This is a genomic window from Thioalkalivibrio sp. AKL17 (assembly GCF_000377885.1).
Taxonomy (GTDB): domain Bacteria; phylum Pseudomonadota; class Gammaproteobacteria; order Ectothiorhodospirales; family Ectothiorhodospiraceae; genus Thioalkalivibrio; species Thioalkalivibrio halophilus.
In genome coordinates this window covers 1-21,889 of record NZ_KB898765.1, presented here as the reverse complement: position 1 = coordinate 21,889, position 21,889 = coordinate 1, and the positions used below count along the sequence as shown (strand labels likewise).

26 protein-coding genes and 1 pseudogene are annotated in these 21,889 nt (G+C 67.8%); 12 read left to right on the top strand and 15 right to left on the bottom strand.

Going from position 1 to position 21,889, the window contains the following annotated elements; translation table 11 throughout:
* Positions 1–22: 22 nt before the first annotated feature.
* The 3 genes from D577_RS0103355 to D577_RS0103345 all read right to left on the bottom strand — a co-directional run bounded on the left by D577_RS0103355 (position 23) and on the right by D577_RS0103345 (position 1,929).
* Complete coding sequence (locus D577_RS0103355) at positions 23–226, bottom strand: DUF2892 domain-containing protein (protein ID WP_018871287.1); 204 nt, start codon at positions 224–226, stop codon at positions 23–25.
* 113 nt (positions 227–339) lie between these two features.
* A complete protein-coding gene (locus tag D577_RS0103350; RefSeq protein WP_018946163.1) occupies positions 340–543 on the bottom strand; it encodes a DUF2892 domain-containing protein in 204 nt (67 codons plus the stop codon).
* Between the two features lie 81 nt (positions 544–624).
* Complete coding sequence (locus tag D577_RS0103345; RefSeq protein WP_026288886.1) at positions 625–1,929, bottom strand: citrate synthase; 1,305 nt, start codon at positions 1,927–1,929, stop codon at positions 625–627.
* Positions 1,930–2,059: 130 nt separating this feature from the next.
* Between D577_RS0103345 and D577_RS13930 the strand changes: the two are divergent.
* The 3 genes and pseudogenes from D577_RS13930 to D577_RS0103330 form a co-directional block, all read left to right on the top strand.
* Positions 2,060–2,155, top strand: a pseudogene (locus tag D577_RS13930) (nucleotidyltransferase domain-containing protein); the annotation flags it as partial.
* 112 nt (positions 2,156–2,267) lie between these two features.
* Positions 2,268–3,500, top strand: coding sequence for an AAA family ATPase (locus D577_RS0103335; RefSeq protein WP_018946160.1), 1,233 nt, complete (start codon positions 2,268–2,270; stop codon positions 3,498–3,500).
* Positions 3,497–4,009, top strand: coding sequence for a hypothetical protein (locus D577_RS0103330; protein WP_018946159.1), 513 nt, complete (start codon positions 3,497–3,499; stop codon positions 4,007–4,009). Before D577_RS0103335 ends, D577_RS0103330 begins: the two co-directional genes overlap by 4 nt.
* Before the next feature lie 19 nt (positions 4,010–4,028).
* Here the strand turns inward: D577_RS0103330 and D577_RS0103325 are convergent, their stop codons facing one another.
* The 6 genes from D577_RS0103325 to D577_RS0103300 form a co-directional block, all read right to left on the bottom strand.
* Complete coding sequence (locus D577_RS0103325) at positions 4,029–4,988, bottom strand: GGDEF domain-containing protein (RefSeq protein WP_018946158.1); 960 nt, start codon at positions 4,986–4,988, stop codon at positions 4,029–4,031.
* Positions 4,989–5,032: 44 nt separating this feature from the next.
* Positions 5,033–6,511 (bottom strand): FAD-linked oxidase C-terminal domain-containing protein, encoded by a 1,479-nt coding sequence (locus D577_RS0103320; protein ID WP_018946157.1) that lies wholly within the window; start codon positions 6,509–6,511, stop codon positions 5,033–5,035.
* A 58-nt stretch (positions 6,512–6,569) separates the two neighbouring features.
* Positions 6,570–7,382, bottom strand: coding sequence for a creatininase family protein (locus D577_RS0103315; RefSeq protein WP_018946156.1), 813 nt, complete (start codon positions 7,380–7,382; stop codon positions 6,570–6,572).
* Entirely contained in the window at positions 7,369–8,169 is an 801-nt protein-coding gene (locus D577_RS0103310; RefSeq protein ID WP_018946155.1) for an FkbM family methyltransferase, read from the bottom strand. The genes D577_RS0103315 and D577_RS0103310 overlap by 14 nt, the downstream gene beginning before the upstream one ends.
* A gap of 70 nt (positions 8,170–8,239) precedes the next feature.
* Positions 8,240–8,743, bottom strand: a complete 504-nt coding sequence (locus tag D577_RS0103305) for a hypothetical protein (RefSeq protein ID WP_018946154.1) — start codon at positions 8,741–8,743, stop codon at positions 8,240–8,242.
* Positions 8,734–9,036 carry a nucleotidyltransferase domain-containing protein gene (locus D577_RS0103300; RefSeq protein WP_019570532.1) on the bottom strand — a complete coding sequence of 101 codons (303 nt, stop codon included), beginning with the start codon at positions 9,034–9,036 and terminating at the stop codon, positions 8,734–8,736. Before D577_RS0103300 ends, D577_RS0103305 begins: the two co-directional genes overlap by 10 nt.
* Positions 9,037–9,308: 272 nt before the next feature.
* On the opposite strand from D577_RS0103300, the gene D577_RS0103295 reads away from it, so the two are divergent.
* A complete protein-coding gene (locus tag D577_RS0103295; protein ID WP_018946152.1) occupies positions 9,309–10,373 on the top strand; it encodes a ChaN family lipoprotein in 1,065 nt (354 codons plus the stop codon).
* Positions 10,373–12,469, top strand: a complete 2,097-nt coding sequence (locus tag D577_RS0103290; RefSeq protein WP_018946151.1) for a hypothetical protein — start codon at positions 10,373–10,375, stop codon at positions 12,467–12,469. The genes D577_RS0103295 and D577_RS0103290 overlap by 1 nt, the downstream gene beginning before the upstream one ends.
* 13 nt (positions 12,470–12,482) lie before the next feature.
* Here D577_RS0103290 and D577_RS0103285 read toward each other — a convergent pair whose 3' ends face one another.
* A complete protein-coding gene (locus tag D577_RS0103285; protein WP_018946150.1) occupies positions 12,483–13,187 on the bottom strand; it encodes an SDR family NAD(P)-dependent oxidoreductase in 705 nt (234 codons plus the stop codon).
* Positions 13,188–13,284: 97 nt separating this feature from the next.
* Here D577_RS0103285 and D577_RS0103280 point away from each other — a divergent pair, with 97 nt between their 5' ends.
* Genes D577_RS0103280 through D577_RS0103265 form a run of 4 tightly spaced genes read left to right on the top strand, consistent with a single transcriptional unit; the run spans position 13,285 to position 16,835 of the window.
* Positions 13,285–14,805: a DUF1538 domain-containing protein gene (locus tag D577_RS0103280; RefSeq protein WP_026288885.1), complete on the top strand. Its 1,521-nt coding sequence runs from the start codon at positions 13,285–13,287 to the stop codon at positions 14,803–14,805.
* Positions 14,802–15,149, top strand: coding sequence for a P-II family nitrogen regulator (locus tag D577_RS0103275; RefSeq protein WP_018871355.1), 348 nt, complete (start codon positions 14,802–14,804; stop codon positions 15,147–15,149). Before D577_RS0103280 ends, D577_RS0103275 begins: the two co-directional genes overlap by 4 nt.
* A 27-nt stretch (positions 15,150–15,176) precedes the next feature.
* Positions 15,177–15,569, top strand: a complete 393-nt coding sequence (locus D577_RS0103270) for a CBS domain-containing protein (protein ID WP_018871354.1) — start codon at positions 15,177–15,179, stop codon at positions 15,567–15,569.
* Entirely contained in the window at positions 15,570–16,835 is a 1,266-nt protein-coding gene (locus tag D577_RS0103265) for a sensor domain-containing diguanylate cyclase (RefSeq protein ID WP_018946148.1), read from the top strand. It begins immediately after the preceding gene.
* Between the two features lie 54 nt (positions 16,836–16,889).
* On the opposite strand, the gene D577_RS0103260 is transcribed toward D577_RS0103265, so the two are convergent.
* Positions 16,890–17,651: a class I SAM-dependent methyltransferase gene (locus tag D577_RS0103260; protein ID WP_020679154.1), complete on the bottom strand. Its 762-nt coding sequence runs from the start codon at positions 17,649–17,651 to the stop codon at positions 16,890–16,892.
* A 521-nt stretch (positions 17,652–18,172) separates the two neighbouring features.
* Here D577_RS0103260 and D577_RS0103255 point away from each other — a divergent pair.
* Genes D577_RS0103255 through D577_RS0103245 form a run of 3 tightly spaced genes read left to right on the top strand, consistent with a single transcriptional unit; the run spans position 18,173 to position 20,074 of the window.
* Positions 18,173–18,400, top strand: a complete 228-nt coding sequence (locus D577_RS0103255; protein WP_018946147.1) for a hypothetical protein — start codon at positions 18,173–18,175, stop codon at positions 18,398–18,400.
* The gene (locus D577_RS0103250) at positions 18,378–18,716 is read left to right on the top strand and encodes a type II toxin-antitoxin system RelE/ParE family toxin (RefSeq protein ID WP_256377167.1); all 339 of its coding nucleotides are present in this window, start codon (positions 18,378–18,380) and stop codon (positions 18,714–18,716) included. The genes D577_RS0103255 and D577_RS0103250 overlap by 23 nt, the downstream gene beginning before the upstream one ends.
* Complete coding sequence (locus D577_RS0103245) at positions 18,713–20,074, top strand: phosphomannomutase/phosphoglucomutase (protein WP_018946145.1); 1,362 nt, start codon at positions 18,713–18,715, stop codon at positions 20,072–20,074. The genes D577_RS0103250 and D577_RS0103245 overlap by 4 nt, the downstream gene beginning before the upstream one ends.
* 105 nt (positions 20,075–20,179) lie before the next feature.
* Here the strand turns inward: D577_RS0103245 and D577_RS0103240 are convergent, their stop codons facing one another.
* The 4 genes from D577_RS0103240 to D577_RS0103225 form a co-directional block, all read right to left on the bottom strand.
* The gene (locus tag D577_RS0103240) at positions 20,180–20,623 is read right to left on the bottom strand and encodes a transposase (RefSeq protein ID WP_018946144.1); all 444 of its coding nucleotides are present in this window, start codon (positions 20,621–20,623) and stop codon (positions 20,180–20,182) included.
* Between the two features lie 233 nt (positions 20,624–20,856).
* Entirely contained in the window at positions 20,857–21,141 is a 285-nt protein-coding gene (locus tag D577_RS0103235) for a type II toxin-antitoxin system HicA family toxin (RefSeq protein ID WP_018946143.1), read from the bottom strand.
* A gap of 18 nt (positions 21,142–21,159) precedes the next feature.
* Positions 21,160–21,507 carry a type II toxin-antitoxin system HicB family antitoxin gene (locus tag D577_RS0103230; RefSeq protein WP_018946142.1) on the bottom strand — a complete coding sequence of 116 codons (348 nt, stop codon included), beginning with the start codon at positions 21,505–21,507 and terminating at the stop codon, positions 21,160–21,162.
* Positions 21,508–21,614: 107 nt separating this feature from the next.
* A partial coding sequence (locus D577_RS0103225) for a transposase (RefSeq protein WP_026288884.1) occupies positions 21,615–21,889 on the bottom strand: 275 nt, incomplete at its 5' end.

Sequence of the window (21,889 nt, the reverse complement as noted above, 5' to 3'; positions counted from 1 at the left end):
CGGGGTGTTTGCCGGGCTGGCCTCAGCTGAAGGCTTCGCCCGGCTTCACGCCCAGGGCCTTGAGGATCATGGCCAGCGGGCAGAAGCCGGTGAAGGCGGACTGCAGCAGGTTGAGGCCGACGAAGCCGGTCAGCAGGAGCCACAGCGGGCTGAACTGCCAGGCCAGGATGGCACTGATGATGATGACGGTGCCGGCAAAGGCCATAACGATGCGGTCAATACTCATGGGATGTTCTCTCCTGGTGAAGCATTAGTGTTTATTAATATGAGCGCTCGCGCCCGCAAACACAAGGGGGTCCCGGGGTTCTGTCCGGCACCCCGACGGTGGCGCGACCGACTTCAGCGAAAGATCTCGCCGGGTTTCAGTCCCGTCGATTTCAGGATCTTCACCAGGGGGCAGAAGCCGGTGAAGGAGGCCTGGATCAGATGCACGCCAATGAATACGGCAAGCAGCAGCCACCACGGACTGGCTGCCCAGGTCAGCAGGGCGCTGATCAGGACCACGATACCGGCAAACAGCATGAAAAACCGATCGGTGGACATGGGTCGTTCCTCCCTTGTGTCCGACACATGTCCTGTACATAGCACCTGCCCGTCGCTTCGACAAGCCCGCTCCGGACAAGGCTAGCGCTCCTCGATCGGCCGGTACTCCCGTTCGGGGTAACCCGTGTAGAGCTGACGCGGGCGGCCGATGCGCGATTCGGGGTCCTGCATCATCTCGTTCCAGTGCGAGATCCAGCCGACCGTGCGGGCCAGGGCGAAGATCACGGTGAACATGTTCAGGGGGATTCCCATCGCGCGCAGGATGATGCCGGAGTAGAAGTCGACGTTGGGGTAGAGTTTGCGCTCGATGAAGTAGTCGTCCTCCATCGCGATGCGCTCCAGCTCCATGGCCACGTCGAACAGCGGCTGGTTGTCGGCGCCCATGTCGCCCATCTCTTCCAGCAGTTCGTGGCACATCTTGCGGATGATCTTCGCGCGCGGGTCGTAGTTCTTGTACACCCGGTGGCCGAAGCCCATCAGGCGGAAGGAGTCGTTCTTGTCCTTGGCCCGGGCGACGAAGTCCTCGACGCTCTTGTCGGAGTGCACGATCTCCTCGAGCATGCGGATGACCTTCTCGTTCGCGCCGCCGTGCAGCGGACCCCACAGCGAGGCGATGCCGGCGGAGATCGCGGCGAACGGGTTGGCCTCCGAGGAGCCGGACAGGCGCACGGTGGAGGTCGAAGCGTTCTGCTCGTGGTCGGCGTGCAGGATCAGGATCAGGTCCAGCGCGCGCACGAACACCGGGTTCGGCTGGTACGGCTCGCTGGGCACGCCGAACATCATCGACAGGAAGTTGGCGGTGTAGGACAGGTTGTTGTCCGGGTACATGAACGGCTGGCCGTTGGCGTACTTGTACGACCAGGCGGCGATGGTCGGCATCTTGGAGATCAGCCGGTGCGCGGCGATGCGCCGGTGTTCCGGGTTATGCACGTCCACATTGTCGTGGTAGAAGGCCGACAGCGCCCCGACCACGCCCACCATGATCGCCATCGGGTGCGCATCGTGGCGGAAGCCGTCGAAGAAGCGGCGCACCGCCTCGTGCAGCATCGAGTGCTCCTTGATGATGCGCGAGAAGTCGTGCAGCTCGTCGGAGGACGGCAGGTCGCCGTTGAGCAGCAGATAGCACACCTCCAGATAGGTGCTCTGGCCGGCAAGCTGCTCGATCGGGTAGCCGCGATAGAGCAGGGTGCCGGCGTCGCCGTCGATGAAGGTGACGTCCGAGCGACAGCTGGCGGTCGACATGAACCCCGGGTCGTAGGTGAAGTAGCCGAGCTCCTTGTACAGCGCGCGGATGTCGATGCAGTTGGGCCCGTGCGAACCCTCCTGCAGCGGCAGCTCGATGCTCTTGCCGGTGGAGTTGTCGGTCAGCGTGACGGTCTTGCTCATGGAACGGCCTCGCGTGGAATCGATGATGGCGACCAGACCCGAATGGTAAACCAATCGTCTCGCGGCCACAGCCGCACATGAAAGCGACTCGAGCGCGAGCGTGCACATGGATCAGCGTTTCCCTAGAATCCGGGACATGACCCGCCATCTGTTCGATCAGGCCGATTTCCTGCCGTACCGTGATCGCATCCTCGCCGCGCGGAGGGATGCATGGATCAACGGGTGATCGAACAGAAACTGGAGACCCTGAGCTACTGCGTCGAGCGCGTGGCCCCGTTCGGAGGGGCCGGTGTCGCAGGGTCGAATTCACTTCGACTTAACAACAGGAACACCGTGCCGTGAGGCTGCAGCTGGCGACGTTTGACAATTTTCGCCTGTGGGAGCGGCTCGAAGTTGAACTGGGCTCGCGATTGACTCTCCTGATGGGCGAGAACGGTTCCGGGAAGACGGCCATACTGGATGGTGTCGCCATCGGGCTTGGCGAGATCCTGAAGCATCTTCCCGGGGTCACGGGCATTGATTTCAGAAAAAGAGGCGAGATTCATCAAAGCGGCAACCGGGTGCGGCCCTATACGCGGGTGGCGCTGAAAAGCACCATCCCGGGGCTGGAATGGGAACGGGTTCAGCGTCGGGATCGAAGCCGCACCACGGCGGCTGCCGTCCCGACCGGTCCCGGAGTTCGGTCCCTGCGCAACCACCTGGACGAGAAGGTGATTGACCCCTCGCAGGAGGACCGGGATTTCGAGATGCCGGTCGTGGCCTACTACGGCGTGTCCCGTGCCGTGCTCGATATTCCGTTGCGGCGCCGCAACTTCCCTACCGATTACAGTCGATTCGATGCCCTGGTGGGTGCCCTGGAGGCCAGCACCCGGTTCAAGTCGGCTTTCGCGTGGTTCTATTTCAAGGAAAACGAGGAACATACAAGGCAGAAGGCTGCCCGCAGCTTCGACGTGACCCTGCCGGAACTCGATGCGGTGCGTCGAGCCATCACCCGCGTGTTCCCCGATCTATCCAACCCGCGGATCGAGGTCAACCCCTTGCGGCTGGCGGTCGACAAGGAAGGCGAGACCTTTGATATCGCGCAGCTGAGTGACGGTTACCAGACCCTCCTTGGGCTGATCATGGACCTGGCCGCTCGTATGGCCATGGCCAACCCGGATCAGGACGATCCACTGGCTGCGGAAGCCGTGGTGATGATTGACGAGGTGGATCTGCATCTGCATCCGGCGTGGCAGCGTCGTGTCGTGGGTGACCTGCTGGCCACGTTCCCCCGCACCCAGTTCATCCTGACAACCCACAGCCCCTATATCGTCGAGGCCTTGAACAACCACCTGCAGCGATATCGGATCGAGGGGCTGGTGCGTGATGACGGGGAGGCGGAGGTCCGGGATTTGATGGCGCTGGATCCGGCGGACGTTGCGGCCTATGGCATGCAGGGGCGCGAGGCGGTTGAGCTGCTGGACGGGTCTTCCGGACTTCTGGATGACCGGTTGCTGCAGCATTTCAACGAGATCAATCAGCTCTATGACCGTATGCGGGATATCGAGTGGGAGCATGGGGGGGAGGCATGACGTCCGGCTACGCGGATCAATGTAGCTGCCGGCGCATGTGGGCACATCAGCCCTCCACGCTCTGTACGGATCAGTACACCTTTGCCGAGAATGGCAAACAGGTTCGTTACGCGCCGCGTCAGCAGGAAGAAACCCGGGCCATCGTCCTGGATGACTGTGTCTTTAGCGACAACGAGATGCGCTGCGATGGCCTGTTCCTCTGGTGGCAGGTTCGCGGGGGGCGGAAGGTTGCTGCGCTGGTCGAATTGAAGGGTGCCGGTGATATTTCGCACGGCTTCGAACAGTTGGCGCATGTGCGCAGCCAGCGCCCGGAGTATCGGGAAATGGTCTCGAGCCTTGGCAAGGACGTTCCCGGTGGGCCGGCCCTTGAACGAGCCGTGATTGTTACCAGCGGCCAGATGACCAAGCCCGAGCGTGTGCGCCTGGAAACGCAGTACGGGATTCGTGTGAGAGTGATTACGCACAGCGTGCCTACCCGTCCCGTTCCAGACCTGCGGGACGAGTTCTGAAGGACTTGTGACTCCTGATTCAGCGGGTGTGGCGCTGGCGCAGGAGGTCGCGTTCGGCGAGGTGGGGAGTGTGCTGCAGGCCCTCGCCCGGGTGGCGCAGGGCGCGGCCGGTTTCGATGGCGGGGTGATGGTCCCGCAGGGCCGTGCGGATCTCGGCGTGGCGTCGTTCCAGGGCGTCGGGGCCGGTGTCCACCAGCAGCAGGCCGAACCGGTTGCCGGCGATACGCGCCACACGGTCGCCGGGGAGCAGCAGGCCCTGCAGGATCGGCCCGAGCTCGGCCAGCAGCCGGTCGCCCTGGCCGATGCCCGCCTCCCGGTTGATGGCCTCCAGATCGGTGACCTCGGCGAGGACCACCGCGCAGGGCTGCCCGTTGCGCTGGCAGCGTTCTTCCTCGCCTTCCAGGGCCATGTCCCATCCGCGCCGGTTCAGGGTGCCGCTCACCGGATCGGAGCCGGGCAGCAGGGCCGTGGCCTGGCGTTCGCGGTCGAGGATGTCGTTCTCGCGCTGCAGGGCCAGCAGGTGGCCCGCGGTGTCGGCCAGGGCCTTCAGGGCGGTGTGGCGGTCGTGGAGCTGCGGGTCCACGGGCTCGGGATGCACGCCGCACAAAGTGCCGAACAGGTTCCCGTCGCGGTCGTGCAGCGGAAAACCGACATAGGCGCCCACCGGGAGCTGGTGGTTCACCGGCGCGTCGCGATAGACCGGGATCCCGCTCGTATCCGGGGCGATGGACGGGGCGTCGCCGCAGGCCATGTGGATGCAGCAGGAGCCGTGCCAGTCGAGGACGATGCCCGGGGCGATCGTGCCGCCCTGATCCAGGACGTGCAGGATGATCCAGTCGCGTCCTTCGACCCGGGTCAGCAGCCAGGTGTCCAGCGGGGCTATGGCGTACAGCGCGTCCATCAGCGAACGGACGGCGCCGGAGAAGGCGTCGGTGCCGGGCTCGGTGTGCTGCGGGGGGCGGGGATTCGGGGCTTCCATGCGCGGATTCCGGGTCGGGTTGTCAGGGGGAACGGCCGTGATGATCAGAACCGGGGCAGGTCCGGGTGCGGTGGCTGCGCCGAACGCACGTGCTGGCGGCCGAATTCGGCGCAGCGCGCCAGCGTGGGCACCGCCTTGCCGGGGTTCAGCAGGCCGCGGGGGTCGAATGCGCGGCGCAGGGCGTGGAACTGCTCCAGCTCGGCGGAGGCGAACTGCACGCACATGCCGTCCAGCTTTTCCACCCCCACGCCGTGCTCGCCGGTGACCGTGCCGCCCACCGCCACGCATAGCTCCAGGATCGCCTCGCCGAAGGCCTCGGCGGTCTCGATCTGGCCCGGCTGGCTGGCGTCGTAGAGGATCAGCGGGTGCAGGTTGCCGTCGCCGGCGTGGAACACGTTGCACACGCCCAGCCCGTGTTCGGCGGAGAGTGCCTCGATGCGTTCGAGCACGTGCCCGAGCTGGTGGCGCGGGATGGTGCCGTCCATGCAGTAGTAGTCGGGGGAGATGCGGCCGGCGGCGGGGAAGGCGGCCTTGCGCCCGGCCCAGAAGCGCGCGCGCTCGGCATCGTCCTGCGCGGTGCGGACCTCGCGGGCGCCCAGCTCCAGCAGCTTCTCGCGCACAAACATCACGCTCTCCGAGACCTCGCTGTTGCTGCCGTCCAGCTCGCACAGCAGGATGGCCGCGGCATCCACCGGATAGCCGGCATGGACGAAGTCCTCGGCCGCGCGGATCGCGGCGTTGTCCATCATCTCCAGACCCGCGGGGATCAGCCCGGCAGCGATGATGCCGGCCACCGCGGCGCCGGCGGTCTCCACGTCGTCAAAGCTCGCCATCAGCACCTGGGTGCGCTCGGGGCGCGGCAACAGACGCACGGTGACCTCGGTGACGATCCCCAGCATGCCCTCGGAGCCGATCAGGAAGGCCAGCAGGTCCAGGCCCTCGGTGTCCAGGGTCTTGCCGCCGACACGGATGACCTCGCCGTCCAGGGTTACGAACTCCAGCCCGGTCACGTTGTGGACCGTGAGGCCGTATTTCAGGCAGTGCACGCCGCCGGCGTTCTCGGCCACGTTGCCGCCGATGGAACAGGCGATCTGCGACGAGGGGTCGGGGGCGTAGTACAGCCCGGCAGGTGCCGCGGCCTCGGAGATCGCGAGGTTGCGTACGCCCGGCTGGACCACCGCGCAGCGGTTGTCGGCGTCGATCTCGAGGATGCGGTTGAAGCGTGCCATCGACAGCAGCAGGCCCTCGGCGCTGGGCAGCGCGCCCCCGGACAGGCCGGTGCCCGCGCCGCGTGGCACCACCGGCACGCCGTGCTCGCGGCAGGCCGTCAGGCACAGCTGGAGTTGTTCCATGCTGGCGGGCAGGGCGACCGCGCCGGGAACCTCGCGAAAGGCCGAGAGGCCGTCGCATTCGTAGGCACGGCGCTCGCTTTCCTCGACGATCAGGGCCTCCGGCGGCAGCTGCTCGCGCAGGGTGTCGATCACGGCGGCCAGACCGGCCTGCGGGGGCGTTACGGCGCTCATGCCCGCGATGGTAGACCGTTGCCCGCCGGCCGGGACAATTCCGCAGTTTCCGGAGGGCTCACGCGAGCCGGTCCAGGGGGAAGGCGCGGGCGTCGCGGAGGGCGGCGGCCAGGTGGGTGGCGTAGTGGTCCACCAGGGCCGCGCCCTCGGCGGCGGTGGCCGCTGCCGCATTCCCGGTGGTGCCGGCGGGGTTGAGGTCGCCGGCCAGCCAGGCGAATCCGGCCGGTCCCTCGGGTCGCAGGACCTCCAGCGAGGCCTCCAGCTCCTCGCCCAGCGATCCCGCGTGGCGGGCCTCGGCGTCGTGTACGCTGGCGGGCGCCAGATGGCGCATCATCGCCGTCTCGATGCGCCCGCCGTGCAGGCCATGGCGGCATTCCGCGGCCGGAATGCCGGCCTGCGCCGGCGGATCCTGCAGGAAATAGTGATGCCGCACGATCAGCATGCGCTGCCGGCGACGCAGTTCCAGCGCCGCGGTGTCGGCCACCGCCCGGTTGCCGCCATGGCTGTTGTGCAGCACCAGGCGGCGCACGCCGGCGCCGGCCACGGCCCGGCCGGTTTCCACCAGCACGCGGATGGCGGTCTCCGGTGTCAGGCTCAGGGTGCCGGCGAAGCGGGCATGTTCGGGGCTGGCCAGGATCGTCAGTGGCGGCAGGGCCAGCAGGGGGAAATCCGCGGGAAGCTGCGCCCACGCCGCCTGCAGCAGGCCCTCGCCGATGCGCAGGTCGGTGTCCAGCGGCAGATGCGGCCCGTGCTGTTCGATGGCCGCCAGCGGCAGCACGGCGACCGGGTCGCGGCCGGCGAGTTCGGCCGCCTCGGCGGTGGTCAGGTCCTGCCAGCGGGGCAGGGGGCGGGGCGCGTCAGGATCGGGCATGCGGCATGCGCAGGCGGGCGTAGAGATCGCCGGAGCCGTAATCCGCGGCGTGGGCCTCCAGCCACAGCCGCACCCGACCCCGGTCCTGCCAGCGGGCGAAGCGGTACTCGCGCTGCTCGCCGGCGATCACGTTGAATTCGTAGTCGCCCAGCTCGGCCAGGCGCTCCATGCCGGCAATGGCAATGTCCAGCGCGCCGGCGACGAACTCGAGTGACAGCGCCGGGATCGGCTGGGACAGCCCGGACAGAACCTCGACTTCATAGCCTTCGACGTCGATCTTGCAGAATGCCGGCAGACCGTATTCGGCGATCAGATCGTCGAGGGTGATGACCGGCACCTGCAAATGATCTTCCCAGCGCACGCTCCGAAAACCGTCGTTGCGCCGTGGCAGCTCGTCAGTCCAGCGCTGCGACAGCGTGGAGACCGTGGGAGTCCGGTGGCTGATGTGCAGGTCGGCCGTGCCGGGTTCGGCGCCCACCGCCTCGCCGCGCACGGTCACGTTGCGCCGCCGGCCGGGGCCGCGCTCGAGCCAGCGGCGCAGCACGGGCTGCGGCTCGACCGCGATCACGTGTCCGCCGAGGCGGGAGAAGGCCAGCGTGCGATCCCCCAGATGGGCGCCGATGTCGAACACCCGGTCGTCGCGCCCGATGAACGGACGGTACAGCCGGCGCAGCGCCCGCTGGCGCCCGGGGCGCCGGTAGATCGCCAGCGAGCGCAGCAGGCCCAGGGTAGCGTTCAGCCGCTCGCGCGCGGCCGGAGACGGGTCGGGATTCGGGGGCGCGTCCATGCTTCCCAGCTTAGGGAAACGCGGATCAATGTGCACGCCCGCCCGGTCCTGTTCGCCTGCAAGCAGGCTCCTACGGGCGCGCAGCGGCTGGGTCGGGAGGGTTTGGCAGCAGATCCTGCGCAGCCCGTTCCAGGCGGTCGCGCGTTTGTTCCAGCAGGGCCACGAGTTCGAGCGCCCGCTGCAGTGCCTCGGCGAACTCCTCCGGGTCGCGCATGTATTCATGGACCAGGCGGTTGCGGAGGTTGCGGGCCTCCATCCAGTCGTCGATGGAATCCAGGTGTCCAAGACGCTCCATGCGACTCAGGTTGTCGAGGGCGGGGCCTACATGTTCCAGCCAGTGTCGCAGGAGCTCCGGGACCAGTTTGTCGCCAAGGGTGTCCTGCAACCGACCGAAGCGCGCCACGAACGCATCCAGGCGTTCGGAAAGCTCCGGCTGGTTCTCGAGACCGGCAACCCAGTCGGCGGAGATGGGTTCGGATGCCAGTCGGTCAACGGTCTGGCGCAGGTGTCGGGCCTCCTTGCGTGTGGTCTCCAGCAGAAATTTCAGTCGTTCCGGATCCGGGTTCAGTGCCACAGGACAACCCCCTGTTCGCGCGCACGGTCGTGGATGGGCTGGTGCCGGGTATTGGGATCGACGATGAGGACGTCGATGTGCTGATCGCCGAGCGCCCTTTGCAGGCGAGCCGTGTAGCGGGCCGCCATCGCCGCCCGGTTTTCCACCGGGCGGGGCGTTTCCACCAGCAGGTCGATATCGCCACCGCGGGCCGCATCGTCGACGCGCGATCCGAACAGATAAACGGTACAGTCCCCGAACAGTTCGTGGGCGGTGTGGTGGATCGTTTTACGCTGGTCTTCGCTCAATCGCATCGTGGTCCTCCGGGTCCCGGATGGGATTGTAGGCCGAGTACGGGCCGGAACGCTCGGGGGCGGGGCCGGTCCCAATGGACATTGCGTATTCTGGCTGGAGAAGCTTGATGAGGCTGTTTCCGAAGTGTGAGTGGCGGACCCTCGTGGCGCCGTCGTTGCTGGCCCTGACGGCCACCGTGTTCGCTCTGGGGCCCTCTGCACCCCATGCAGATGTGCCATCGGGCGCGGACTGTGTGCAGCCCGGACAGTGGGCCACGCCGGAGGGTGAGGACGTGGATGCCGCGGAGCTGTTCGCCGAACTGGCCGGCGCCGATGCGGTGCTGCTGGGCGAAACCCACAACCGCATGGACCATCATCGCTGGCAGGTCGGGACCCTGGCCGCGCTGCACGGTCAGCGCCCGGACATGGTGATCGGCCTGGAGATGCTGCCGCGCTCGGCACAGCCGGTGCTGGATGACTGGGTGGCGGGCGAACTGGACGAGGAGCAGTTCCTGCAGGAAAGCGACTGGTACGAGCACTGGGGCTTCAACCCGCGGCTGTACTGGCCGATCCTGCATTTCGCGCGGGTGCACGACGTCCCGCTGGTGGCGCTGAACGCCGAGCGCGACCTGGTGCGTCGCCTGGGCCACGAGGGCTGGGACAGCGTGCCGGCCGACGAGCGCGACGGGGTCTCCGCCCCGGCCGAACCCGCCGAGGCCTATCGCGAATATCTGGAGGAGGTGCTGGCGCGCCATCCGGCCGCGCCGGGGGACAGTGATGCGTTCATCGGTACGCAGCTGGCCTGGGACCGGATGATGGCCGCGGCCATCGCCGGGGTGATCGAGGCGGGCGGTGACGAGCCGCCACTGGTGGTCGGGATCATCGGCTCCGGACATCTCGAATACGGCCACGGCGTGCCGCATCAGCTGGCGGACCTGGGCGTGGTCAATGCCCCGGTGCTGCTGCCACGCGAGAGCGACGGGGCGTGTACGAGGCAGGATCCGGAGCTGGCGCGGGCGGTGTTCGGTGTGCAGGGCGGCGAGCGCTTCCAGCCGCTGACCCCGATCCTGGGGGTGCAAATGCAGCACCCCGAAGAGGGCGAAGGGGTGGAGATCCGCGGCGTGATGCCCGATTCGGTGGCCGGCGCCGCCGGCATCGAGAGCGGCGACCGTCTGGTCGAGGCCGGTGGCCGCGCGGTGGACACGCCGGCCGATCTGCAGCGCATCGTTCAGGCCGTGACCCCGGGCACCTGGTTGCCGCTGGTGCTGGAACGCAACGGCGAGCGCCAACAGGTGATCGCGCGCTTCCCCTGGCAGGAGAGCGCGGGGGCGCGGCCGGCCGCGGGGAACGGTCACTGATGGCCCGCCTGCGGCGTACCCCGGGGCACAATCGGCCCGGCACCACCGCGCTGGTGTGCCTGCTGAGCGTGCCGCTTGCGGGGTGGGCGGCACCGGTCGTCGCCGGCGAACCGCCCGCCCGCGAGCTGACGATCGAACTGTTCCCCGCCGAGCAGCGGCTGCAGGGTCGTCTGAGCCTGCCCGCCGCGATGCTGGAAGACGCGGACGGGGATCTGCGCTTTCGCTTCGCACGTGGCCTGCGGGTGGACGCGGTGGAGCGGGGCGGGCACGCGCTGAACCACGAGCACAGCGACGCGGGATACCTGCAGGTGACGCTCGATGGCGACGGGGACGTCGCCCGGGATCTCGACGGCGGGCCGCTGGTCATCACATACCGTGCCCGGCTGCAGGCCCCCGAGGACGCCGGACCCGGAGGCGGATTCCTCGGCGCGGCCGGCGGCTTCCTGCCGGCGGGGGCCGACTGGTATCCGCGGCGGCCGGACGCCGAACCGGCGCCGGTGCGCCTGGAGGTGCTTGCGGCCGATGGCCATCGCGTCGTGGCCTCCGGGTCCTGGCGCGAGGAGGCCGCCGAAGACGCGGACGCGGAGGGCGTGACCCGGGCGGTGTTCGAGCATCCCGGCGGCCGCGCGCTGGCGCTGGCCAGCGGCCCCTGGGAGGAGGGGCGCAGCGAGACCGCCGATGGCGTGGAGGTGCGCACCCTGTTCCCGGCGGAGCTGGAGGACGCGTTCGGCGCGACCTACCGCGAGAAGACCGTGGAATACCTCGAGCGCTTCAGCGACCGGATCGGGCCGTATGCCTTCGACAGCTTCACCGTGGCGGCCAGCCCGGCGCCGGTGGGGCTGGCCTTCTCCGGATTCACCCTGCTGGGCGAACGGGTCATCCCGCTGCCGTTCATCCCGCACACCTCGCTGGGGCACGAGGTGCTGCACAACTGGTGGGGCACCGGAGTGTACGCCGATCGCCGCCAGGGCAACTGGACCGAGGGTCTGACCACCTTCATGGCCGATTACCGGTTCGCCGAAGAACGCGGCGAGGCGCGCGACGAACGGGGCCAGTGGCTGCGTGACTACGCCGCCCTGCCGGAAGGCGAGGACTACCCGCATGGCGAGTTCGTCGGCGGCAATGCCGGGGCCGACCGCATCGCCGGGTATCACCGCGGGGCGATGCTGTGGCGGATGCTCGAGGACCGCATCGGCGAGGCGGCGCTGCACGCGGGGCTGGCCGACTTCTACGCCGAATACCGGCATCGCGAGGCCGGCTGGCCGGAGCTGATCGCGGCCGTGGACGCGGCGACCGAAGATGATCTGGAAGCGTTCTTCGAGCAGTGGATCGGCCGGGCCGGCGCGCCGCGCCTGGCGCTGGAGAACCCGGCCGCGCGTGAAGACGCCGACGGCTGGCGTGTGACCGCGCGGCTGGCACAGGCGGATACCGACCATCCCTGGCGGGTGCGCGTGCCGCTGGTGGTCGAGTTCGCGGAGGAGGACGGCCGGGAGACGCACTGGGTGGATCTGGAGGAGGCCGCCATCGAGCTGGAACTGGAACTGTCCACCGACGCGCGGCCCGCGCGCATCGCCGTGGACCCCGACTGGCGCGTGTTTCGCCACCTGGCGGCGGAGGAGTACCCGCGCATCCTGCGCGAGGCGGAGCTGGACCCGGCGACCCGGGTGATCTCCCTCGGCGGGGCCTCGCCCGCCGAGCTGGCGCCGTGGCTGGGACGTATGCCGGAGACGGCGGCCCCGGATACCGATCCCGATTCCGATTCCGGGGCGGGAGCCGAAGCACCGCGGGTGCTGCTGGGTTCGCGCGCGGCGGTCGCTGAATGGCTGAGCGAACGCGGACTGCCGACGCGCCCGCAGGAGGCGCACACGGATGCGGGTGACCTGCCCGATGACGGATCCGATGTCGAGGCCCTGGCCTGGACCGTACCGGAGACCGGCATCACGGTGATCGCGGCCGACTCGCCCGGCGAGCGGCGCGCACTGGCGGGCGCGCTGCGACACCGCGCGCAGGAGAGCTATCTGCTGCAGGACGATGGCGAGCTGGTGGCGCGCGGGCTGTGGCCGGTGCCGGGGCCCTGGCGGGCGCTGGCGGATTGAGCTCCCGGCCCGATCAGTACGGCAGGCGCTGGTGTTCGAAGTCGAACAGCCCGCCGGAGTCCTCGGGACCGAGGGCGTCCAGCACCTCCAGCAGTGCGCCGGTCGCGCGTTCCGGCGTCAGCACCTCGGGGGCGCGGGCGCGGTACGGCTCCGACAGCGGGGTCTCCACCGTGCCCGGCTGCAGCGCCGCCACCACCGCCCGGCGATGGCTGAAGCGCAGTTCCAGCGCCGTGGTGCGCACGATCTGGTTGAGCGCGGCCTTGGAGGCGCGATAGCTCAGCCAGCCGCCGGAGTGGTTGTCGGCGATGGAGCCCACGCGCGCCGACAGCGTCGCCAGCACCGCCTTGCGGTCCTTCGGCAGCAGCCCTGCGAAGTGCTTGAAGATCAGCGCCGGGCCGATGGCGTTGACCGCGAAGGCCTGCGTCATCACCGCCGGGTCCAGCTCGCGCAGGCGCTTTTCCGGCCGGTAACCGTCGATGGTGAGCACCCCGGTGGCGTCGATGATCAGGTCCCAGTCGGGCGCCTGCTCCGCCAGCCATGCGGCTGCGTGGCGGATGCTGTGCTCGTCGGTGAGCTCCAGCGGCGGGTCGGTGGAACGACCGAGCGCCACGACCTGCGCGCAGTTCGGGTCGTTCTCCAGATGGGTGACGAAGGCGCGGCCGAGGCCGCCGGAGGCGCCGATCACCACGGCGCGGAAGGGGTGTGCGAGCGAGTCCATGCGGGTGTGACCATCGCGGGCGGGAAACGATCCCCGCGTCGTGTATGCTGTGCGCACAGGCGTACTGACCCATGATCGCAGCCCGGACCGCGCGCGCATGAACTTCCTCCACACTCTCGGCCACGCCGCCCGCAACCTGGCCCCCATCGTGATCGTGGTGGTGGTGTTCCAGATGTTCGTGCTGCAGACGGTGCCCGAGGGCGTGCTGTCCATGGCCATCGGTCTGGTGATCGTGGTCTTCGGGGTGGCGCTGTTCCTGCAGGGGCTGGAGATGGGGATCTTCCCCATCGGCAAGAACCTTTCCAACGCGCTGGCGCGGCGCGGCTCGCTGATCCTGCTGATGGCCTTCGGTTTTACCCTGGGCTTTGCCACGGTGATCGCGGAGCCGGCGCTGATCGCCGTGGCGGAACAGGCGGAGACCATCTCCGAGGGGCACATCCAGGGCTTCATCCTGCGCCTGATCGTGGCGCTGTCGGTGGGTGCGGTGGTGGCGCTGGGCATCCTGCGCACGGTGCTGGGGCATCCGCTGCACTGGTACATCCTCACCGGCTACGTACTGGTGGTGCTGGTCACCTTCTTCGCGCCCGAGGAGATCGTGGGCCTGGCCTACGACTCCGGCGGCGTCACCACCAACATCGTGACCGTGCCGCTGGTGGCCGCGCTGGGGCTGGGGCTGGCCGCGTCGCTGGCCGGGCGCAACCCGCTGCGCGACGGTTTCGGCCTGGTCGCGCTGGCGGTGATGGTGCCGATGATCACGGTGCAGCTCTACGGCATCGTGGTGTTCGCCGGGGCTGACATCGACGGCCCGGCACCCGGCGCCGGCGACGGAGCGGCCATGGATACCGACACGGATCTGCCCGGGGCGGGCGAGGAACGCCACTTCCTCAGCGCCATGGGCATGGACCTGCTGCTGATGCTGCGCGACGTCGCGCCCATCATCGGCGTGATCGTGGTGTTCCAGTATTTCGTGCTGCGCAAGCACATTCCGTATCTGCCGCGGGTGCTCTTCGGCTTCGCCCTGGTGGTGTTCGGCCTGTATGCCTTCGTGGTCGGGCTCAAGCTGGGCCTGTTCCCGATCGGCGAGAGCATGGCGGAGCAGCTGATCGCCAACGACCGGTTCGTGTGGGTGTACCTGTTCGCCTTCGCGATCGGCTTTGCGACCACCATGGCGGAACCCGCGCTGATCGCCATCGGCCAGAAGGCGGAGGAAGCGGCCAAGGGCTCGCTGAAGGGCAGCGCCATCCGCATCCTGGTGGCGCTGGGGGTGGCCGTGGGCATCACCATCGGGGTGCACCGCATCCTCAGCGGGGACTCCATCCACCTGTACATCATGGCCGGGTATGTCCTGGTCATCGTGCTGACCATCCTCGCACCCAAGGACATCGTGGCGCTGGCATTCGACCTCGGCGGGGTGACCACCTCGGAGGTCACGGTGCCGCTGGTGACGGCGCTGGGGATCGGGCTGGCGACGCATCTGGAGGGACGCAACGTGCTGATCGACGGCTTCGGCCTGATCGCGTTCGCGTCCATCTTCCCCATCGTGACCGTGATGCTCTATGCCATCGCGGTCGATCTTTACGAACGCTTGATCCGCAAGGACAGGAGGGACACGGCATGAGATTCTCGGCCCTGGTGGCGGTGCTGCCCGACGAACTGGAACAAAAGGCTGTGGATGCGGCGCGCGAGGCCGGTGCCGCCGGCGTGACCATCATGGATGCGCGCGGCATCGGCGCGGAGGCGCGCAAGACCTTTCTCGGCATGACCTACGAGGGCAGCCAGTCGGTGTTGCTGTGGATTCTGGAGAAGCGCCTCGCGCTGACGGTGCTGAAATCACTGTTCCGCGAGCTTGGGCTGGACGAAGACCCGCGCGGGGTGGCCTTCATCACCGACATCTCGCATCTGGCGGGCATTGACCGGCGGCAGATCGACCGCTTCGAGGAACAGGTCAAGGACGAAATCTGACCCCAACTCCGACCGGAGGGAGACTTCATGCTGGTTCGCGACATCCTGACCGAGAAAGTCATCACCGTGGCCCCGCTGGCCCCGCTGCGCGAGGCCATGCAGCTGATGCGCGACAACAACGTGCGCTCGCTGGTGGTGGACAAGCAGCACCCGCACGATGCCTACGGCATCATCACCTACACCACCATCCTCAAGACCATCGTGGCCGAAGAGGGCGACATCGACCTGGCCAACGTGTACGACGTGGCCACCAAGCCGGTGATCACCGTGCCCGCGGAGATGGACGTCAAATACGTGGCGCGGATGATGGTCAACATGGACGTGCGCCGCCTGGTGGTGCTGGAGGGCAACCAGCTGGAGGGCATCGTCACCACCAGCGACATCGTGGGCTCGATCCTCGGCATGCTGGACGAGGTCTGAATGACCATCCCGCAGGGTCTCGCGCGGCTCGAGCTGCTCAATGCCGCGATCGAGGACACCGCGCACAGCGTGTTGATCACCGACGCGGATCTCGAAGCGGGGCCGCGCATCGTCTACGTGAACCGCGGCTTCGAGCAGATGACCGGCTACCGCCGGGACGAGGTCCTCGGCCTGACGCCGCGCATCCTGCAGGGGCCGAAGACCTCGCGCGCGGTGCTGGATGACCTGAAGGTGACCCTGGAGCGCGGCGAGGGCTTTGACGCCGAGACCATCAACTACCGCAAGGATGGCGAGCCCTACAGCGTGCGCTGGCATATCTCGCCGATGCGGGTGCCCGAAAACAGCCCGAGCATTACCCATTACGTCTCGGTGCAGCGCGACGTGACCGAGGATCGCCGTCGCGAGGAGCAGCTGCGGCTGCTGTCCGCCGCGCTGGAGGCCTCCGGGGACCCGGTGATGATCACCGACCCCGAGGGCGTGATCGTGTTCGCCAACACGGCTTTCCTGGATCTCAGCGGTTTCGATGCCGACAGCGTCATCGGCGCGACACCGGCGCTGTTCAAGTCGGACGAGCACGACGATGATTATTTCGCCGCCATGTGGCAGCAGCTCCGCCGGGGCGAGACCTTTCGCGGCGAGTTCGTGAACCGGCGCCCCGACGGCGAGAAGGTCAATCTGGAGCAGACCATCACCCCGATCCGCGATGACTGCGGCGAGATCACGCATTTCGTGGCCTTCGGCAAGGACGTGACCGAACGCGTGCGCATGGAGGACGAAGTGCGGCGTCTGGCCGAGACCGACTGGCTGACCGGGCTGGCCAACCGGCTGACCCTGGGCCGTCGCCTGGAGGCAGAGCTGGAGAGGTGCGAGCGATACGAACGGCCGATGGCCGTGATCATGTTCGACATCGACCACTTCAAGGCGGTGAACGACGAACACGGCCACGACGCCGGTGATGTGGTGCTCAAGGCGGTGGCCCGCACGGTGGGCGAGCAGCTGCGCGAGCAGGACACGCTGGGACGCTGGGGCGGGGAGGAATTCCTGATCGTGCTGCCGGAGACGGACGGCGAGGGTGCCGCCGCGGCGGCGGAGAAACTGCGCCGTTCGATCGCGGAGATGGAGGTTCCGGATGCGCCGGCGGTGACCGCCAGTTTCGGGGTGACCGAGCGGCAGCCGGGCGACACGCCGCGCGCGATCACGCGGCGGGTCGATCAGGCGATGTACCAGGCCAAGGAGGGCGGACGCGACCGCGTCGTCCTCCTGTAATGGCCCCTTCCTGACGGCCCCGTGCCCCGGTGACCCGAGGCGCGAGGCGGGGTATCAGGCCTTGCGGCGCAGGACCCAGATCTCCAGCAGCGCCCATTCCTCGCCCGGATAGTTTTCCTGCTCCAGCTCGGACATGCGGCGGTGACGGCTGGCGGTGCTGCCCACGAACTCGAAGCGGTCCAGCAGCATGCGCTTGGTCTCGTCGGCCTTCTCCAGCGCGAAGGGGTTGAGGAAGTTCACCAGCAGGTAACCTTCGCCCTCGCCACGGCGGAACGCATCCAGCAGCGACGCGATGGCCGGCGGATCCAGATACACCAGCGACGCGGTGGACAGCAGGATGTCCGCCTCTTCCAGCGACTTCTCGATGGCGTCGCGGGTTTCCGGGGGCGGGTTGTTCAGGTCGGCCGCATGGGTCTCGTCGAACAGGCCGGCGCGCTGACCGTAGGCCAGGGCGTTCTCGGAGATGTCGATGCCGGTGGTGTGCATCGGCAGGCGGCGCGGCTTGCTGATGGTGTTGCAGACGGTCTCCGAGGCCCAGTTCTCGCGGATCTCGTCCACGGTCATGTTGTGCACCGCCGCCATCGTGGTGTTGCCGAAGCAGCAGGCCAGGTCGACGTAGTTGAGGGTGCGGCCGCTGGCGGCCTGCTGCTCGGCCCACGGCAGGATGAGCCGGTCGAAGGTCTGGCGGTTGAAGTCGTCGGAGATGTAGTCCAGCGCATCGATGATGCGCTCCTTGAACGGCACCGGCGTCTCGGCGACATAGATGTCGTCAAAATGCTGTTTCTTCTCCTCGGTCTTCACTTCGGACTGGCTCATCGGGGCAAACCCTCATCATTGGAAAGCACACCAGTCTCCGGCCAAGCCACCCGACCGTCAAGCAAACACGCCCCGATCGGCCCCGCACCAGATCGGTAGGAGGCCGGCCCTCCGGCCGATTCGGCGCCCTGCCGATCTCCTGGGCCCGATCGGCCAGAGGCTGGCCTCCCACGGCCCCCGGCCGGTAGGAGGCCGGCCCCCCGGCCGATTCGGCGTCCGGCCGATTTCCTGCGCCCGATCGGCCAGAGGCTGGCCTCCTACGGCCCCCCGCCGCGTAGGAGGCCGGCCCTCCGGCCGATTCCACGTCCGAGCAATGTCCTGCGCCCGATCGGCCAGAGGCTGGCCTCCCACGGCCCCCGGTCGCGCAGGAGGCCGGCCCCCCGGCCGATTCCACGTCCGGGCGACTTCCTCCGGCGTGGTTGACCCCGCCCCCCGTCCGCCCTAAAGTCCGATCTAGTGCGACAAATTGTCGCAATCATCCACGCTTGTCATCGCGTCGAAGGGCGCAGGAGATGCCACCCATGGCCCGAAGCGTTCGTCTGGACGACACCCTGGTCCGTGATGCACAGGTCTATGCGGAGGCCAATCACCGCAGCCTGCCCAAGCAGATCGAGCACTGGGTGCAGATCGGCCGCACGGCCGAAGACAACCCGGATCTGCCCTATGAATTTATCAGGGACGCACTGACTGCAACCGCCGAGATCGACGCAGGACGGGTCGAGCCGTATGTCCGCCGAAAGAAGGATTGAGATACGGCAGACGCCGACCTTCCGCAAGGCGTTCAAGCGTTTGAGCGAAAAGCAGAAGGACCGGGTGGACGACGAGATCGACCGGCTGGTCGAGAATCCGGAACTGGGGACGCGGAAGCGGGGCGATCTCGCACATCTTCGGGTGCATAAATTTCGGCTGGAGGGGCAGGAGATCCTGCTGGGTTACGCATGGGACGAGGGACAGCTCGTCCTCACGCTGATGAATCTGGCCCCGCACGAGAATTTCTATCAGGCCGCCCGCAAACGCAGGGACGCGGACCTCAAGTTCCTGCACGAACCGGACCCGGGCACATGAACCTGGACTGTTTCAAGGCGTACGACATCCGCGGACGGGTGCCGACCCAGCTGAACGAGCGGGTGGCGTACACCATCGCGCGGGCCGTTGCGGAGGAGCTGGGGCCGCGCATGGCCATCGTGGGGCGGGACGTGCGCCTGACCAGCCCGGCGCTGGCGGCGGCGGTCATCGACGGGCTCTCCGCCGGCGGCTGCAACGTGGCCGATATCGGCCTGTGCGGCACCGAGGAAGTTTACTTCGCCACCGCCTACTACCGGGCCGGGGCGGGGATCATGGTCACCGCCAGCCACAACCCCATGGACTACAACGGGCTCAAGATCGTGCGCGAGGGCGCGCGGCCGGTGAGCGCGGACACCGGGCTGGAGGCGATCCGCTGGCGGGCGGATCGGGGCCAGTTTAGCCCCCGGGTGCGCGGGCGCACCGGGCGGCTGTACCACCGCGAGGCCTATATCCGCCACCTGCTGAGCCTGGTGGATCCCGAGGTGATGCCGCCGCTCAACCTGCTCGTGAACCCCGGAAACGGCGGAGCCGGTCCGGTCCTGGACGAGCTGGACGCGCATCTGCCGATCCAGCTGATCCGGGAGAACGCCGAACCCGACGGGAACTTCCCCAACGGTATCCCCAACCCCATGCTGGAGGAGAACCGCCGCTTCACCAGCGACGCGGTGCTGTCCTTCGGCGGCGATCTCGGCCTGGCCTGGGACGGCGACTTCGACCGCTGCTTCTTCTTCGACTCGCACGGCGAGTTCGTCGAGGGGTACTACATGGTCGGCCTGCTGGCCGAGGCCAGCCTGCGCGCGCAGCCGGGGGGCGGGCAGGGGACCCGGGTGGTGCACGACCCGCGCCTGACCTGGAACACCATCGAAATGGTCGAGGCCGCCGGCGGCGTACCGGTGCAGAGCAAGGCCGGCCACGCGTTCATGAAGGAGAGCATGCGCCGCGAGAACGCCGTGTACGGCGGCGAGATGAGCGCCCACCACTACTTCCGCGATTTCTACTACTGCGACTCCGGCATGCTGCCCTGGCTGCGCGTGGTCGAGCTGATGGGGCGGCGCGAGCAGTCCCTGCGCGAGATGGTGCGCGAACGCATGGAGCGCTTCCCCTGCAGCGGCGAGATCAACTTCCGCGTGGACAACATGATGGATGCCATCCACCGCGTCATGGTCGCCACCGATGCCCGGTCCGGCCACATCGACCGCACCGACGGCATCAGCGTCGAATTCCCCGAATGGCGTTACAACCTGCGCGGCTCCAACACCGAACCCCTGCTGCGCCTCAACGTCGAGACCCGCGGCGACCGGCGCCTCCTGCGCCGCCAGGTGGAACACATCTCCGCCATCATCGAAGCCGGGGAATAACCCCTGATGCCCGATCGGCCAGGGGGCTGGCCTCCTACGAGGCGGGGCAAACGGTAGGAGGCCGGCCCTCCGGCCGATTTCGGGCTCGCCTCCTGCAGGGCGCGGTTAAAGCCATATCGCGTCCCAGTGCGGATAATCGCCGAGGTTTCGCACCAGCCCCGCACGCAGCGGATTGGCTGCGATGTACCGGGCGATCGGCAACAGCTCCTCCTCCCGCCGCAATGCTCGGTCATGGAACCCCGGCTGCCATACCGCATGCCCCAGACGCCTGGACGTGACGGCCTTGATCGACCGAACCACCGTGGATAACGATTCCACCTCGCCCAGCGACATCAACCAGTGCAGATGGTCGGGCATCACCACGAAAGCGAGGGTCTCCGCGTGGTTCTCCCTGTCCGCGTAACGCAGCGTACCGATCAGGGCGCGGGCGGCCCACAGATCCTGAAAAACCGGTTTGCGGTCACGCGTGACCGTGGTCACCAGATAGATACGGCCGGGTTCGGAATACCGGCCCCGGCGAAGGGCCTCGGCATGAGGGCGGCCATCCATGGCGCGTTTCTCCAGCTTGTGTCCCCTGAGCCAGAAAGCCTATCGCGCTCCCGGATGCCCGCCAACCCCCGACCCGGTAGGAGGCCAGCCCCCTGGCCGATCCGGCGTTCGGGCATCCAGCGCGGCCCCATCGGCCGGAGGGCCGGCCTCCTGCCGGTCCGGGCGAGGGGTTTGTAGGAGGCCAGCCCCCTGGCCGATCGGGCGCCGGGGCTGTCGGCCGGAGGGCCGGCCTCCTACCTTTCCAGGATCTCCATGGCACGTTTGGGGTCGTCCAGGCAACGGTAGAATTCCTGTGGCTTCAATCCCGTCTGGTCGATCATCGTGCGCAGGATGCCTTTCGCAAATGGCTGATTGTGTTCACTGACCAGGACCACGCGTTTCGCGCCGCGAAAACCGGGGTGCACCCACTTCTCATGGGCGCCCTTTCCCTGTTTTTTGTTCACCTCAAAACCAAGTTGTCGAAGCACGCGGGTGAATTCGCGATGGCTTACCTGCCGTTTGTTGGCGCCGAATCCCATGGCACATGGAGCGGTGGGTTACGCGACGGCGCTCGGGATATCGGCATCCTCTTCGAAGCGTTGTCGATCGCGCGGCCCCTGGCCGTTGTGTCGCAACCAATCCATGAGCCGTACCCAGTGAAATTTCAGAAAAACTCCGGGTCGTGCCTTGCGCCGGAGAAGCTGCTTCGCTTCTTCAAGATTACCGGCCTCGGCGGACGCGGCCACCTCTTCCAGGTGGTTCTGGATCATGGCGTGGAGCTGTTCGCGTACATCCTCCAGCGAATCCCCTTGAGCAGCAATCGCAAACTCGAGGGAATATCCCACATACAGGTTGTCAGCCCGCCGCTCCAGCAGGCAGCGAACATGAATACGCTTCTGTTCCATGGTTATCGGCGCTCCCTGTCCCCGATTCAAGGTCAAAATGCTACGCCTCCGCAACGGGGCTGTCACCACGGCATTGCCTTCCCCGACCCGTAGATACCGTGTCTCGCTTACTGGTTGCAACCGGTGCTACAGCGAGGTTGGTACGGCTGCTGCGACTTCAGCACACCGAAGGCGATGTGGAGCAACTTCCGCATTGCGGCGCCGATCGCGGCCATCTTCGCCTTCCCACGCCGCAACAGGCGCTGGTATTGATCCCGAACGTCGGCGTTGTGATGCGCGGCGGCGATCGCTGCCATGTAGAGCTTGCGTCGCAGACCGCTTGACCCCGTCTTCGCCAGCCGCGGTTGCCGCTGGATCGAGGTGCCCGACTCCTGCTGGACCG

Bases quoted from the DNA above. Each gene is read 5' to 3' on its own strand.
- D577_RS0103345 (WP_026288886.1), bottom strand. From the start codon at position 1,929: ATGAGCAAGACCGTCACGCTGACCGACAACTCCACCGGCAAGAGCATC.
- D577_RS0103255 (WP_018946147.1), top strand. From the start codon at position 18,173: ATGGCCCGAAGCGTTCGTCTGGACGACACCCTGGTCCGTGATGCACAG.
- D577_RS0103325 (WP_018946158.1), bottom strand. From the start codon at position 4,988: ATGGAAGCCCCGAATCCCCGCCCCCCGCAGCACACCGAGCCCGGCACC.
- D577_RS0103245 (WP_018946145.1), top strand. From the start codon at position 18,713: ATGAACCTGGACTGTTTCAAGGCGTACGACATCCGCGGACGGGTGCCG.
- D577_RS0103285 (WP_018946150.1), bottom strand. From the start codon at position 13,187: ATGGACTCGCTCGCACACCCCTTCCGCGCCGTGGTGATCGGCGCCTCC.
- D577_RS0103355 (WP_018871287.1), bottom strand. From the start codon at position 226: ATGAGTATTGACCGCATCGTTATGGCCTTTGCCGGCACCGTCATCATC.
- D577_RS0103350 (WP_018946163.1), bottom strand. From the start codon at position 543: ATGTCCACCGATCGGTTTTTCATGCTGTTTGCCGGTATCGTGGTCCTG.
- D577_RS0103265 (WP_018946148.1), top strand. From the start codon at position 15,570: ATGACCATCCCGCAGGGTCTCGCGCGGCTCGAGCTGCTCAATGCCGCG.
- D577_RS0103230 (WP_018946142.1), bottom strand. From the start codon at position 21,507: ATGGAACAGAAGCGTATTCATGTTCGCTGCCTGCTGGAGCGGCGGGCT.
- D577_RS0103310 (WP_018946155.1), bottom strand. From the start codon at position 8,169: ATGGACGCGCCCCCGAATCCCGACCCGTCTCCGGCCGCGCGCGAGCGG.
- D577_RS0103235 (WP_018946143.1), bottom strand. From the start codon at position 21,141: ATGGGATTCGGCGCCAACAAACGGCAGGTAAGCCATCGCGAATTCACC.
- D577_RS0103315 (WP_018946156.1), bottom strand. From the start codon at position 7,382: ATGCCCGATCCTGACGCGCCCCGCCCCCTGCCCCGCTGGCAGGACCTG.
- D577_RS0103250 (WP_256377167.1), top strand. From the start codon at position 18,378: ATGTCCGCCGAAAGAAGGATTGAGATACGGCAGACGCCGACCTTCCGC.
- D577_RS0103275 (WP_018871355.1), top strand. From the start codon at position 14,802: ATGAGATTCTCGGCCCTGGTGGCGGTGCTGCCCGACGAACTGGAACAA.
- D577_RS0103240 (WP_018946144.1), bottom strand. From the start codon at position 20,623: ATGGATGGCCGCCCTCATGCCGAGGCCCTTCGCCGGGGCCGGTATTCC.
- D577_RS0103270 (WP_018871354.1), top strand. From the start codon at position 15,177: ATGCTGGTTCGCGACATCCTGACCGAGAAAGTCATCACCGTGGCCCCG.
- D577_RS0103260 (WP_020679154.1), bottom strand. From the start codon at position 17,651: ATGAGCCAGTCCGAAGTGAAGACCGAGGAGAAGAAACAGCATTTTGAC.
- D577_RS0103320 (WP_018946157.1), bottom strand. From the start codon at position 6,511: ATGAGCGCCGTAACGCCCCCGCAGGCCGGTCTGGCCGCCGTGATCGAC.
- D577_RS0103300 (WP_019570532.1), bottom strand. From the start codon at position 9,036: ATGCGATTGAGCGAAGACCAGCGTAAAACGATCCACCACACCGCCCAC.
- D577_RS0103280 (WP_026288885.1), top strand. From the start codon at position 13,285: ATGAACTTCCTCCACACTCTCGGCCACGCCGCCCGCAACCTGGCCCCC.
- D577_RS0103330 (WP_018946159.1), top strand. From the start codon at position 3,497: ATGACGTCCGGCTACGCGGATCAATGTAGCTGCCGGCGCATGTGGGCA.
- D577_RS0103290 (WP_018946151.1), top strand. From the start codon at position 10,373: ATGGCCCGCCTGCGGCGTACCCCGGGGCACAATCGGCCCGGCACCACC.